Consider the following 13,618-nt stretch of genomic DNA (forward strand, 5'->3'; position numbering starts at 1 on the left):
AGTCGCTTTTGTACTATAACGCACTTCTCCTCCTTTTTGGGCCAATGCGTCATGTAAATTCGTAATCGCTTGAACGCCACCTTCTACATATCCATGCAAAGTTGAAGTTGGCATTGTTTGTAAATGTTCGTACACACCACCAGTAGCTGGATGTGCTAAAATCAATTTCGCTCCATTCTCCATTAGCCAATCTACAACATGACCAGAGTTTTTAATAACCCTAGATAGTAAAGCTCCGTTCACTTGATAATTTCCCGTTGTTAAATACTGGTTATAATACCAAGCTGGGTCAACTGTTTTTCCTTGTTCTTTTTGTTGTGTTGAGTCCGTTCCAAATAATCCACCAGCCATTGTCCCTTGACCCATTGGACTTGCAGTCATTTCAACTACAACTACTTTTGCTCCTAATTCAGCTGCTCTCAGTGCTGCCGCAGTACCTGATGCTCCCCCACCAACAACGACAATTTGTGTAGAAATTTCTTCATCTTCTCCTGTTTTGATGACTTCAACTGCTTTTAACGCCTCAACATCGCCACCTGCTTTTGCAACAGCATCTGCTACAGCATCAATAATTGCATTACTTACTTGTGATGCACCTGAAACAACCTCTACACCTAAACTTTGTGACTCTAAAATGTTTGCTGGAATTTTTTCAATCGCACCATTCGCAATTCCGTCTGTCTCATGATGTTCAACCACTTGAATATCCACAATTTTTTCTTCATCTACGGTTACTTCAACTTTCACGACTCCACCATGCCCTTTTGCTTCACCTGTGTATGTTCCAGGTTGATAGGTCGCAGCTTTAACACTAACAACTGATAATGCATGGTTAACATTCGAATAGTTAAACGTTGTTACATTTGCCGCCAATACACTTGCTAAAACTAAACTTGATAGCATTAATCTTTTTTTCATTTCTACATCAAACTCCTTTGCTCATCTTTGAACAAATAAATGATAGAGCTAGGTGCTGCACTCAAGTCAAGATGATTTTTATCTAAATTCATAATATAATATGAGTAAGTATTTTATTTTTTTGAAATAGTTAGGAGTATTTTTAAACGATGAAAGAATTTCAAATTGGTCATTTCGCCAGCAATCTAGGAGTAACACCCGACTTATTAAAGCATTACGAAAAATTCGATTTAATCCAAAGCAAAAGAAACCAAAAGAATCTATATCGTTTCTACGCATTTTCTGACTCTCAAAAAATTTTTGATATTAAAACTTTACAAAATTTCGGCTTTTCACTTGCAGAAATCAAATCCATTCAAAATAATTCTATGCAAAACATCTTAAATATCTACGAACAAAAACGATTGTTAAACGATAACCAATTAACATTACAAACTCGTTTTCAACAAGAATTTAATCAACAAATTGATTGGTTACACAAAATTCAAGTAGATTCAAACTACTCAAATTGGTCTATTCAAACCATTGAGCCGTTTTATTTCATGCAACACACCAAAGGCAAGGCATTCACGATACAATCGGATGAACACCGACACGCTATTAAAGATTGGATTAATTTATTACCTATAACAAAATCCACTGCTAAATTTCACTATGATACACGTGTCACTCAATATGGTTTTTCATTAACAGAATCTGAAATTCAAGCTTTCAACTTACTTTGCGATAATTCGTATACGCAATTGATACCCGAACAAAGATGCTTTTTATACGATTTTGTCATTCAACCTACTCAACTGAAAAATGAAGATTATTTGACTCACATTTTAGCAGCACCAAAGCAATTGCTCGAATCGTTGAATCTAAGTTTAAATTCTGGATACATCCAAACCTTACTCGTCTTTCGAATTGAACAACAACGCTATAGCTTACAACGACTAATCGTTCCTATACACTAAACAAAGAAAACAGTGGGTTGAGGTACAATAAAGGATTACCCAACACCACTGTTTTTATATCATTAACTTTAACACAGCACCGAAATATTCAACACTGACTACAATGCATATTAATGTCCGTATTTATAAGCACCATAATAAAAAGCACTAACAAATATTGCACCACCTGTAACATTTCCACAAAACACTGGAACAAAGTTAATAAATAACTCTCCCCATGTCGCACCACCTTCGAAAATCGCCGCACCAATGACAAAGAAATTAGCGACACTATGCTGAAATCCAATTGCGACAAATGTCATAACAGGGAACCATGTCGCAAGAAATTTTCCTGCATCCGTCTTTGCACCGTAAGTCAACCATAACGCTAATCCCACAAACCAATTACAGCCAATACCGGAAATAAATGCTTGCATTGGAGTAGCAGCAATCTTTGCACCTGCAACGGCTAGCGTTTCATCTAAATAAACACCATTAGCTGTTAGCCCAACAACATGTCCAAAGAAATATGCCACAAACATTGCACCCACAAAATTAGCTGATGTAATGACAAATAAATTTTTTGCGTAATCAATTGGACGAATTTTCCCGTCAAATAATGCTGCCCCAACAGCCATCATATTGCCTGTTACTAATTCTCCTCCAGCCAACAAAATAACCATTAGCCCCACCGGAAATACACACGCACCAATAAATGAAGCAAAACTCCCCCACTCGTGCGCCACCGAAGAAATAACCCGTATATATGCGAGATACCCTAACGAAATCATAGCACCGCCAACAAAGCCTAATATTAATTTAGCATGCAATGCTTTTTGCGTCTTTTTATAGCCTATCTCAATTGTTTTTTCCAATATCTCTTCTGGTGTATACATTCTTATCACACTCCGTTAACTTTTTCACAATATTTATTATAAAAATAATATATTCCATTTTCAATAGCATTCCATAAAATTTTTCACAGAATATCGCAAACCTTCCAAAAATATGCCGAAAAATCCAAAATCCGTCCCCTAGAATCAAGTTAGCAAAAATACGGTATAACACCACCAATGTTATACCGTATTTTGCATTCAAATTTATTCTTTTACCAATAACGCCACACATTCAATACTCGTCGTTTGTGGGAATAAATCAACTGGCTGCACATATTGCAATTGATAACCTGCTTCTGCAAATAATTTACAATCTCGTGCACAAGTAGCTGGATTGCAACTAACATAAACAATGCGTTTAGGTGCTTGCTCAATCGCACTATCAACAAACTGTTTATCCAATCCTTTTCTTGGAGGGTCTACAACAATCACATCAAAATGAACTCCTGTTTCATTCCATTTTGGCAATACATCTTCTGCTTTTCCAACTTCAAAAGTAACATTTTCAACATAATTATACGCTGCATTTTTATTCGCCATTTCAATCGCTTGCGGCACCACTTCCATTGCATATACCCGCTTAGCTTGCTGTGCCAACGGCAAAGTAATCGTTCCAATGCCACAATAAGCATCTAGCACTGTTTCCTGCCCTGTTAAATCAGCTGCTCGAATAGCTTCTTTGTACAGCACTTCTGCTTGTGGTGTATTTACTTGATAGAAAGAATGTGCAGAAATAAAGTATGTATATCCTAGCATACGGTCTTGATAGTATTGTTCTCCCAACAATACTCGACTTTTATCTCCCATAATCACATTCGTTTTCTTATCTTGTCGATTCAATACAACTGACACAACTTCTGGTATTTGCACCATAATTTCTTTCGCAATTTCCAATTCATTTGGTAATGCAGCACCATTTACAACCAATATAACCATTACTTCGCCTGAAACATGTCCACGTTTCACGATAATATGCCGAACTTCTCCTGAATGATTTAATTCATTATATGCTGTAATTTTGAATTTTCTTAGGACATTCCGAATAAGTTGAATCGCTCGGTCAATTTCAGGGTGTTGTATATGAAAATTATTAACTGGAACAAGGTCATGTGTATTTTTTCTAAAAAAGCCGGTTTCTAATTTCCCATTAATCTCTCTCACTGGAATTTGCGCCTTATTACGATAGCCCCAAGGGTGTGCCATGCCTAATGTCATACGGACTGGCACTTGTTTAAATCCACCAATCTTACGAAATGTATTACGCACTGTTTCTTGCTTAAATGCCAATTGCAAGTCATAACTCATATGCTGTAAAGCCATTGTTCCAATCTGACGTCCGACCACATCAATCATCTCTTGACGGTCATAACTCGGATTTTTAATCTCAACTAAACGTACGAAACCAAAATTTTTACCAACTTTCATCACTTTAGCATGAACGATTTCGCCCGGAATTCCACCTTCCACAAAAAAAGCAAATCCTTCTACACGAACAACCCCTAAGCCTTCAGACGTCAAATCTTCTACCAAACCAACAATTTCTTGATTCTTTTTAAATAACTGTTTCATCTACTGTTCCTTCCAACCCATTTTCTCTTATTCAGCATACATTAAAATGCAAGAGATTACCAATATTACAATGCAAAAACAAATAAACAAAATTTACTCGCTTTTTTGACGCCGTTGTCAAATTTGACATTTTTATTTTCTTACGACATTTATCACGTCAAATTTACATCTACAAAGTAGAATCATACTTGTAAATTCAAATAAGAAAGGAGAAGTATTATGGAAGTCGAAGTAACAGTAACCGTTAAAATCAAAATTAAACCGTAATCTTTTTCCAAACTCAAAATAACAACTTACAACGAAAGGGGAGAAAGGTTTTGAATCTTTGGTTTATATCCATTGAAATCAAATGTCCATTTTTTCAGCATAAAATTATTTCCCACGCCTTAAAAATTCTATAATAGTGATAAGGCAAAAAGTCAGATGTTACTATAAATCAAATGAGAACGCCAGTAAATTAGCGTTTTTCATTTGATTTATAGCACTTTTTAAACTTTATTACATAACCTGACTTTCTAAATTCTATAGTGGAACGTTAATACACTCCCCATTCCACAAATAACAACCATTTTGATTAAAAGAATCAATAAACATCATATAGATGCCTAATACTAAAGTAGTTATATTACAACTCTGTCATCATCGAATTTAATTGACCGACAATCAATGTTGCACCAATTAACTCGAAAGACTTAATAATTGTTTGCATATTATCGTAAAAAATTTCTTCCCTATTATCTCTATAATTCAGATAATTAAAAAGAAATTCGGACATCATTTTATGAAGAATATTGGTTTGAGGACGAGTCGTTACATTTTTTATTTTTTCAATATAATAGTATGCTAAATGGAATTCCTTTTGATAAATACAAATTAAAATAAAATTAATTAGAATAGTTAAAATCAGTGCTTGCTTTTCAGAATTCATAATTTCTAAATCTTCTGTCAAAATATTACCTATCATCACTTGATTAGCATCAACACTATATATTATCATCACATTTGCATACAAAGTTAGCTTAAAGTCGTCCCAATTTTCAAGATTAAAAATCTTATTTTTTATTTCAATTTTATCTTGCTCAGAAATAGAATCTATATCTTGGTTAATTATTGCCATTACTATCTTTAACAAAAACATTAAAATTTGTTGTTCCTTATTCGGAAGTTTCGATACACAAATTTGATTTTTTAACCTATTTAAAGCATCAGTATCCATAGCATTATAAGCTTGCGTTATTTCTCGTACCCGTCTGTTAAATTCTAATACTTTATCATTTTTATGATACTTTTCATAAAATGACATCAATTTAATTCCATGTAAGTCCAAAATCTCAAACAAATCTTCAGCTGAAATGCGATGATATCCCTTTTCAACCTTAGAATAATAGGAAGTCGTTAAAACATTTGCTGCCATTTCTTGCTGCGTTAAACCTAAAGAACGCCGATAACTTCTTAAAACTTCTCCTATTTCCATACTCTCTCCTGTTCTAGCTCATTCAGATTAGTTTTTTGCACTTATACCCTTAAATTCAAAGAACCACCTAATTTATTAACCGTTTACAATCCATGAAACATCGACTTTAACTGTTCTACAACTGATGTTGCATCAATCAACTCGAATGAGGTAATGATATGCATCATATTTTCATAAAAAACAGTTTCCTTTTTCTCTTTATATTCTAAAAAATTATGATAAAACTCATTCATTAATTTGTGCACTACATTTATTTGTGGACGAGTCGTCACAGATTTTATCTTTTTGATATAATAACGTGCTAAATTATACTCTTTATTATAAAAACAAATCATTATAAAGTTTATTAAAATAGATAAAACCTTAGCTTGTTTAGCTGAACTCATCTTTTCCAAATCTTCTAATAAAATACTCCCTATCATCGACTGATTAGCTTCAATATCATATATAACCATTATATTGGCATATAAAGATAACTTATATTCGCTCCAATTTTCTAAATCAAAAATTTTATTTTTCATCTCGATTTTATCTTGTTCCGAAATGGAATCAAAATCTTGACTTATCATCGCACTAAATGCCTTTAATAAAAAACGCAATCGCTGTTGCTCATCTTTTGATAGTTTGCTCTGCAACAATTTGTTTTCTACATCATCTAATAAATTACTATCCAACTTATAATACGCTTGGAATAATTGATGCATCAGTCGATTATATTGCGATTCATTCTTATTTTCCTGATACTTTTCATAAAATGACATCAATTTAATTCCATGTAAGTCCAAAATCTCAAACAAATCTTCAGCTGAAATGCGATGATATCCCTTTTCAACCTTAGAATAATAGGAAGTCGTTAAAATATTTGCTGCCATTTCTTGCTGCGTTAAACCTAAAGAACGCCGATAACTTCTTAAAACTTCTCCTATTTCCATAATCTCTCTCCTATTCTGGCTCATTCAGATTGACTTTTGCACTTCGCATTAACTCTTCTTCATTTTGTCAAATATGACATTTTGGCCCTGTTTTTCAAAAGTATATATTATTATAAATTTAAAATCAACGAAATGAGGAATACGAATGAAACGGATATTTTTAACTTTTTGGCGTGAGTTTAGCAAAGTTTCTCTGATATTAATCATACTTAGTTTATGCCGGATTGCGTCTAGTTTTTTACAAGGGAATATACTTAATAATTTGGTCAATTTAAACTTCTCACAATTTACATATAGTATTTCCTTATTGTTCGCCACTTTTATCTTATTATTACTAACTACCTATATTCAAATTCGGTACCAAGCTACTACTACTCAAAAAATTGCGACAAAATTACGGACGAATATTATGGATTCTGTCACAAATGTTTCCTATTCAACTTATCACGAACGAACTAGTGGAACCTATGTATCTTGGCTTTCCAATGACATTCAGCAAATTGAAGACCGAGCCATCGAACCGAGTTACGACTTAATCGCTGGTATATTATCAACGAGTATCTCTATCATCGCACTTTTTACTATCCATTGGTCATTGATTGTACTAACTTTAACCGAGACAATCTTACTATTACAATTACCTAAACTATTTCACCAAGAATTAGGAGAAAAATCATTAGCTGTTAGCCAAGAAAATGAACAATTCATCTCAAAAGTTAGCGATTATTTTTCAGGTTATGACACCCTATATGCTTTTCAGCGACTACCGTATATCCGTAAGAAAGTACACGATGACTCCGTCTTACTCGGTAACACAAAACGTCATTATGCTAAATCTTACGGAAAAATCGCAATCGCAGGTGGGCTTGGTAATATTATCAGCCAAGTATCCATTATGGCTTTAACCGGTTATTTAGCTTATAACCAACATATTAGTATCGGTATGATTATTACAGCCGGGGGACTTGGTTCAACAATCTTTAATACCATAGGTACACTCAGCCAATATATTGCTACTATTCAAAGCGTTCAGCCAATCTTAGATAAATTCGATGCTTTAGAGGCTCAAAAACAAGAACGAATCGCAACTTCATCAATTGAAGAAACTCAAAACACGATTTTTGAATTGAAAGATTTAAACTTTGCTTACGACTCAAACAAAATACTTAATCAGCTCAATTTTACATTCGAAAAAAATAAAAAATATGCCATAATTGGAAAAAGTGGTAGTGGTAAATCCACTTTAGTCGACATATTAACCGGAAAAATCAGCAATTATTCCGGCTCTGTCCTATTTTTCAACCACGAAGTGAACACGCTATCCAACACTGATATTTTTAATAAGATTTTGTATATCGACCAAAATCCACATGTTTTCAACGACACTATTCGCAATAATTTGTGCCTTGGCGACACCTATTCAGACGAGCAATTGATTACGGCTCTCAAAACAGTTGATTTAGCTGATTTACTATCAACCTTACCGAATCATTTAGATACTTTAATTGGAGAAAATGGTACTACCCTATCCGGTGGTCAGTTACAACGCATTGCACTTGCCAGAGGAATACTGCGTAATCAAAACATTATCATTCTTGATGAAAGCACATCAAAATTAGATTCTAAAACTGCTCTCCAAATTGAAAAGCAGTTAATCGGCAATGACAATCTATCCATTATCATGATTTCGCATCATCTAGACGATACAATTATTCAATCACTTGACGGCATTCTTCAATTATAATACCTGCCACTTAAAAAAACTGTGCGTAACAACACTTCAGTTGCCACGCACAGTTTCCTTTTGTTCTATTTTCCTACCTTAAATTTCAATTTAAACGCAATATCAGTTGGTGATAATAAAGTCACTCGTAATTGAATGTCTGCAGACTGGGCAACAGCTTGTGCAATGGACAACCCCATACCACTTCCACCTGTTTCACGACTACGAGCAGTATCACGTCGATAAAATCGGTCAAATAACTGTTTACATTCACTCTCCGTCATCGGTTCGCATTCATTTCGAATCCACAATTCATGTGTATCTTGGTGATAAGACACTTCAATCGGCTGCGTGCCTACATGATATTTAACAGCATTCTCTAACAGAGAAGAAACTAATTGCCTTACACTTACTTCGTCCGTATATAAAGTAATGGATTCCGAAATATCTACAACAAGATTTTTTTCATTTTCTTCTATTAACGACTGCATATCTTGCACAATATCAGCAACCACTTCATTCAAATGAATCATTACTAGATTTAAAGTCGCTTTCCCTTCATCAAACCGGGCCAATAATAGCATTTGCTCAATAAGATTATTCAACCGTTTAATTTGATTACGATTACTGTGCGTCCATTCATTTTTAATACCGATCATTTCAAGTACATCATTGTTGGTCGACAACACAGCTAATGGTGTTTTAATTTCATGACTGGCATTGCTAATAAATTCTTTTTGTCGTTCAATATTATGAATCAATGGCTGAATCGCTTGTTTAGAGAAAAATAATAGCAACAAGTAAACAATCATTAACAATGAGATGAATATCAGTGACGACAAAATCGCAAAATGAATAATTGTTTCCAGTTCATGATACATATCGATATACGTTACAGCAATACGACCGTCTGTTAATTTCCGTTTAACAAAGCGATACGACCCTGACCAACCACGTTCTTTTTCTTGCTTTACAATTTTCGTGGCTAATATTTGTGCGTTCACTTCAAATACTTCATCATTCCAGCCAACTACCGTTTCAGATAATTTTCCGTCAGTATCATACACTACATAAAAATAATTCGTCATTTGACGTGTAGATTTTTCTGTACCTAATAAACTATTACCAAAGTTAAACCAATTTTCAAAATTAAAACTATCCCGACGATTCTGATTGTTGGACGCAGAACCTTCATAATTTGTATCCAGACCGGTCAAGCCTAATTGCCAATCCACAAAACTCATCACTCGTTGCTCTTCCAATTGAATATTTTGCATATAATTAAAGGCATTTAATAAAATAAACAAAATCATCATTACCAAAGAAAATGATCCCATGGAAACCAACATGAATCGTCGTTTCATTTGTTGAATCATGCGTCAACCTCTAGCTTGTAGCCTAATCCTCTTTGTGCACTTATTTTAACTTTAGATTCCAATTGTTGTAATTTTTTTCGTAAAGAAGAAATGTTCACCCAAACCACATTAATTTCTGCTTCTGATTCTAAGCCCCAAATACGATCCATTATCAATTCTTTAGATAATACTTGATTACTATTCAAAAAGAACATTTCCATTAATTGAAACTCACGATTATTTAACGAAATACTTTGCCCATTAGCTTGGAGTAGATAATTACTGCGATCCAAGGTCACATCGCCAACGGTTAAGGTATCCGATACATAAGTCGCTGGACGTCTTAACATTGAGCGAACTCGCGCTAACAATTCAGGCGTGTCAAAAGGTTTCGTAATATAATCATCAGCTCCAGAGTCTAATCCTGTCACTTTATCTTCTAATTGATTTTTAGCTGTTAATAATAATATCGGTGTTTGTGCACCACGTTTGCGTAAGGTATCTAATACTTCTAAACCCGATTTTTTCGGCATCATAATATCTAAAATCAAGCCGTCATACTCGGCACTTTCTGCATAAAACAGTGCATCTTCACCATTATGAACAACGTCTACTTCATAACTATGGTGTTTTAGTATCGCAGCTAATGCTCTTGCTAAATCCTTTTCGTCTTCTGCTAATAATAATCGCATTTGTATCCCCCCATTCTAGTCTCTTTCAAGATACGCGACCGAATTAAAATTTACCTAAAAATCCATACTTCTCATACTATGCAGATCAATTTGTCTTTGTTGATTCATTATATCAAATTTTGATATAGTGTGTACACAAGCGATGACAACTGTCCTGTCATTCTAATTAATCTATAAAATGGAAAGGATTAATAATATGAACCACCTAACCCATAGTATTCAACAAAAATATTTATCAGAAAAAAGTGGTCATGCATTTGACCATATATTGCGTGTCGCACATTTAGCACAAAAAATCGCCGAGAAAACCGATGACCTTGACTATTTATGGACACTCGCTTTGCTCCACGAAGAATTCGATGACAAATTGAATCAAACGCAGTCCCATAACACTTTCATTCAACAATTACAAGATTGGCAAGTTCCGGAAACATACTTCGATAATTTGCTACATGATTTGCCGACAATTGGTTTTAAAGGTGGCTTTACAGTTCCTGAACGATCACGTGCAGCTCAATTGGTGACAGATGCCGACATGTTAGATGCAATTGGAGCGATTGGTATTGCACGAACATTTCAGTATAATGGTCAAGTAAAACACTCTCCTTTTTATGACCCAAACTTAGCTGATGTCACATTGCATTCACTAGACGATTATCGAACAAAACAGCGCAATGCAATTGCACATTTTGACGAAAAATTATTACGCCTAAAATCGTTTATCCAAACTGAGAAAGCAAAAGTGATTGCCGAACAACGACACCAACGCACACTTCAATTTGTCAGCGACTTTTTCGATGAATTAGAAGAATCCGGAGTAGATGTCAGCTTACGATTCGATAAACAATATTACGAAAATTAAGGTGCTTAAGCAACACAAAAAATCAGTCCCAAACTTATTGCAGGACTGATTTTTTTCATACTTCCCAACGATGTTTTTGGATATCTACATGCTCTACATCTTTGAACGCAACTGCTTCTTCCAATAATAATCTTTTCTGATTAACAAAATGGGGTGCTAGTCGACCGGCTGCATTCACCACTCGATGACAAGGATAATCGCCATAATAATCCGACACACTTAATATCTTGCCAACCAAACGTGCATTTTTCGGACGATTAATGAGCGCTGCAATCTGACCATATGTCGCCACCTTACCCACTGGGATTTCAGCCACAACAGATAACACTTCATAAACTAACTCTTCCGTTAAAACTTTTGTTGCCATATTTTGTACGCACTATGGATTAACCAATTGAATTTTCACATTGCTACTACCCTTTAAGAGTTTCACTACTGGACATCTTGTCAAACTCGTTTCCAATATGGACGCTGCTTCTGCCTTATCTACATGTGGTATCTCCACATTCGCAACAACAAAAAATTGATAACCTGGATTATCTTGAGCTAAATCAATCGCAACCCTTACCACAGCTTGATGCTCATAACCACGACGTTTTTCTTCTGCCTCAATAGTTGCATTTAAACAAGTTGCTAATGCCAAACCTAATAATTGTTCCGGATTCGTACCCGGAATACTTTTCATCGGACTCGACACCGAAACCGTTAAGCCTCCCGGTTCATTAACATACGACACACCTTCAATACCATCTTGATTTATAACTTCTGTATGATAGAGTGATTGATACGTCATTTTCTTCACTTCCTTTTTTGTATAGTGTAACATAAATTAAGGAATAATAAACGTAATAACTGATGTGCTTCATGAAAGTTTCTCTAAAATCTCTCTTTCCAATCCCCTTTTATGATATAATTTACGCATTAGAAAGTTTGTAACATCATACAAGGAGTTGGTTATGATTATAGTCATTGGTGGCATGATTGGTGCTGGAAAAACAAGCGTAGCTAAAGTTATCGGCGAACAGTTGCATTCTGATGTTTTTTACGAAAATGTGGAAAACAATGATATTTTACCCTTATTTTATACAGCTACCCCTGAAGAACAAGAGGCAAAACGTTATCCATTTTTACTACAATTAGATTTTTTAAATAGTCGATTTTACGACATTAAACAAGCATTTCATCATCGTAACAATGTTTTAGACCGTTCTATTTATGAAGATTGGTATTTTTGTAAAGTCAATAATGATTTGGGACGTATTTCCGACATGGAGTTTAAAATATATGAAAAACTATTAAATAATATGTTAGAAGAACTTGATTCTCTTCCACAAAAAGCACCCGATTTAATGGTCTACTTACATGGTTCATTTGAAACGATTATGGAGCGTATTGGATTGCGTGGTCGAGAATTTGAACAAGATGAAAGTCTACGAAATTATTACTATAAGCTTTGGTTGGGTTATGATGATTGGGTTACGAATCACTATCATGCGTCACAAGTATTAACCATTGATATTGATAAATTAGATGTCGTCAATCGTCCAGAAGACATTCCTGTCTTAATGAAAATGGTCGAAGATAAATTGAAGTCGCTAGATGATACAGCTGAAATATAAAATAACAATTCAGCTACGAAACAACCAAATACCGAACCAAGATGCAAAAAGCAAGTCACTTCAATTCAACAAAGTGACTTGCTTTTATAAGTCTTTCTTACCCTATTGCTCGTGCAGCTGCAATCGCAGCTTCATAATCCGGATGCGTATTTACATTATCTAAGTACTCAACATAAGTAACCTTATTCTGTTCATCAGCCACAATTACTGCCCTTGCTAATAAATGCCACTCTTCCATTAAAGCTCCATATGCTTTGCCAAAATTATGGTCATAATAGTCCGATAACAGAATCGCATTTTCAATTCCAGCAGCACCACACCAACGTCTTTGTGCAAACGGCAAATCACATGATACTGTCAAAACTACCGCATTCTCCATATCCGATAAATCTTGATTAAATCTTCGTGTCTGCGTATCACAAATTCCTGTGTCAACAGACGGAATGATACTAATCACTTTTTTCTTCCCATTAAAATGTTGTAGTGTTCGCTCTTCAAATTCAGAAGTTACCAATTTAAAATCAGGTAAACTATCCCCAACTTGTAATGCTTTACCCACAATGGTTACTGGCTGCCCTTTAAACGTTGTCATAATAGAATCCCTACCTTTTTAACATTTGTCACTATTTTTATCATATCA

14 protein-coding genes (1 of these 14 only partly in view) are annotated in these 13,618 nt (G+C 34.6%); 4 read left to right on the plus strand and 10 right to left on the minus strand.

The features are described from left to right. Positions 1 to 918 carry the 5' end (the start) of an FAD-dependent oxidoreductase gene (locus JDW14_08905; GenBank protein QQD65378.1) on the minus strand. It extends 1,023 nt beyond the left edge of the window, so 918 of the gene's 1,941 nt are visible here — the first part of the coding sequence; its start codon is at positions 916 to 918; its stop codon lies off the left edge, out of view. Between the two features lie 149 nt (positions 919 to 1,067). Here JDW14_08905 and JDW14_08910 point away from each other — a divergent pair, with 149 nt between their 5' ends. Continuing rightward, positions 1,068 to 1,877: a MerR family transcriptional regulator gene (locus tag JDW14_08910; protein QQD65379.1), complete on the plus strand. Its 810-nt coding sequence runs from the start codon at positions 1,068 to 1,070 to the stop codon at positions 1,875 to 1,877. Between the two features lie 110 nt (positions 1,878 to 1,987). Here JDW14_08910 and JDW14_08915 read toward each other — a convergent pair whose 3' ends face one another. The 4 genes from JDW14_08915 to JDW14_08930 form a co-directional block, all read right to left on the minus strand. Next, the gene (locus JDW14_08915) at positions 1,988 to 2,752 is read right to left on the minus strand and encodes a formate/nitrite transporter family protein (protein QQD65380.1); all 765 of its coding nucleotides are present in this window, start codon (positions 2,750 to 2,752) and stop codon (positions 1,988 to 1,990) included. 204 nt (positions 2,753 to 2,956) lie between these two features. Then, positions 2,957 to 4,321, minus strand: a complete 1,365-nt coding sequence (rlmD, locus tag JDW14_08920; protein ID QQD65381.1) for a 23S rRNA (uracil(1939)-C(5))-methyltransferase RlmD — start codon at positions 4,319 to 4,321, stop codon at positions 2,957 to 2,959. 625 nt (positions 4,322 to 4,946) lie between these two features. Further along, positions 4,947 to 5,795 carry a helix-turn-helix domain-containing protein gene (locus JDW14_08925; protein ID QQD65382.1) on the minus strand — a complete coding sequence of 283 codons (849 nt, stop codon included), beginning with the start codon at positions 5,793 to 5,795 and terminating at the stop codon, positions 4,947 to 4,949. A gap of 83 nt (positions 5,796 to 5,878) precedes the next feature. Next, entirely contained in the window at positions 5,879 to 6,727 is an 849-nt protein-coding gene (locus JDW14_08930; GenBank protein ID QQD65383.1) for a helix-turn-helix domain-containing protein, read from the minus strand. 145 nt (positions 6,728 to 6,872) lie between these two features. On the opposite strand from JDW14_08930, the gene JDW14_08935 reads away from it, so the two are divergent. Next, positions 6,873 to 8,471 (plus strand): ABC transporter ATP-binding protein, encoded by a 1,599-nt coding sequence (locus tag JDW14_08935; protein ID QQD65384.1) that lies wholly within the window; start codon positions 6,873 to 6,875, stop codon positions 8,469 to 8,471. Between the two features lie 65 nt (positions 8,472 to 8,536). On the opposite strand, the gene JDW14_08940 is transcribed toward JDW14_08935, so the two are convergent. After that, entirely contained in the window at positions 8,537 to 9,826 is a 1,290-nt protein-coding gene (locus JDW14_08940) for a HAMP domain-containing histidine kinase (protein ID QQD65385.1), read from the minus strand. Further along, positions 9,823 to 10,497, minus strand: a complete 675-nt coding sequence (locus JDW14_08945; GenBank protein ID QQD65386.1) for a response regulator transcription factor — start codon at positions 10,495 to 10,497, stop codon at positions 9,823 to 9,825. The genes JDW14_08940 and JDW14_08945 overlap by 4 nt, the downstream gene beginning before the upstream one ends. Positions 10,498 to 10,693: 196 nt before the next feature. Here JDW14_08945 and JDW14_08950 point away from each other — a divergent pair, with 196 nt between their 5' ends. Further along, entirely contained in the window at positions 10,694 to 11,359 is a 666-nt protein-coding gene (locus JDW14_08950) for a hypothetical protein (GenBank protein ID QQD65387.1), read from the plus strand. A 55-nt stretch (positions 11,360 to 11,414) separates the two neighbouring features. Here the strand turns inward: JDW14_08950 and JDW14_08955 are convergent, their stop codons facing one another. Beyond that, positions 11,415 to 11,726, minus strand: coding sequence for a methylated-DNA--[protein]-cysteine S-methyltransferase (locus tag JDW14_08955; protein ID QQD65388.1), 312 nt, complete (start codon positions 11,724 to 11,726; stop codon positions 11,415 to 11,417). A 12-nt stretch (positions 11,727 to 11,738) separates the two neighbouring features. Continuing rightward, positions 11,739 to 12,152, minus strand: a complete 414-nt coding sequence (locus JDW14_08960) for an OsmC family protein (protein ID QQD65389.1) — start codon at positions 12,150 to 12,152, stop codon at positions 11,739 to 11,741. A gap of 166 nt (positions 12,153 to 12,318) precedes the next feature. On the opposite strand from JDW14_08960, the gene JDW14_08965 reads away from it, so the two are divergent. Further along, positions 12,319 to 12,978 (plus strand): deoxynucleoside kinase, encoded by a 660-nt coding sequence (locus JDW14_08965; GenBank protein QQD66544.1) that lies wholly within the window; start codon positions 12,319 to 12,321, stop codon positions 12,976 to 12,978. A 97-nt stretch (positions 12,979 to 13,075) separates the two neighbouring features. On the opposite strand, the gene tpx is transcribed toward JDW14_08965, so the two are convergent. Beyond that, the gene (gene tpx / locus JDW14_08970; GenBank protein ID QQD65390.1) at positions 13,076 to 13,570 is read right to left on the minus strand and encodes a thiol peroxidase; all 495 of its coding nucleotides are present in this window, start codon (positions 13,568 to 13,570) and stop codon (positions 13,076 to 13,078) included. Between the last annotated feature and the right edge of the window lie 48 nt (positions 13,571 to 13,618).

It is taken from the genome of Aerococcaceae bacterium zg-252 (assembly GCA_016237705.1).
In the GTDB taxonomy this organism is placed as follows: Bacteria; Bacillota; Bacilli; order Lactobacillales; family Aerococcaceae; genus Globicatella; species Globicatella yangjingiae.

Coding starts and splice junctions, on each gene's coding strand:
- JDW14_08910 (QQD65379.1), top strand. CDS start 1,068: ATGAAAGAATTTCAAATTGGTCATTTCGCCAGCAATCTAGGAGTAACA.
- JDW14_08915 (QQD65380.1), bottom strand. CDS start 2,752: ATGTATACACCAGAAGAGATATTGGAAAAAACAATTGAGATAGGCTAT.
- rlmD (QQD65381.1), bottom strand. CDS start 4,321: ATGAAACAGTTATTTAAAAAGAATCAAGAAATTGTTGGTTTGGTAGAA.
- JDW14_08925 (QQD65382.1), bottom strand. CDS start 5,795: ATGGAAATAGGAGAAGTTTTAAGAAGTTATCGGCGTTCTTTAGGTTTA.
- JDW14_08930 (QQD65383.1), bottom strand. CDS start 6,727: ATGGAAATAGGAGAAGTTTTAAGAAGTTATCGGCGTTCTTTAGGTTTA.
- JDW14_08935 (QQD65384.1), top strand. CDS start 6,873: ATGAAACGGATATTTTTAACTTTTTGGCGTGAGTTTAGCAAAGTTTCT.
- JDW14_08940 (QQD65385.1), bottom strand. CDS start 9,826: ATGATTCAACAAATGAAACGACGATTCATGTTGGTTTCCATGGGATCA.
- JDW14_08945 (QQD65386.1), bottom strand. CDS start 10,497: ATGCGATTATTATTAGCAGAAGACGAAAAGGATTTAGCAAGAGCATTA.
- JDW14_08950 (QQD65387.1), top strand. CDS start 10,694: ATGAACCACCTAACCCATAGTATTCAACAAAAATATTTATCAGAAAAA.
- JDW14_08955 (QQD65388.1), bottom strand. CDS start 11,726: ATGGCAACAAAAGTTTTAACGGAAGAGTTAGTTTATGAAGTGTTATCT.
- JDW14_08960 (QQD65389.1), bottom strand. CDS start 12,152: ATGACGTATCAATCACTCTATCATACAGAAGTTATAAATCAAGATGGT.
- tpx (QQD65390.1), bottom strand. CDS start 13,570: ATGACAACGTTTAAAGGGCAGCCAGTAACCATTGTGGGTAAAGCATTA.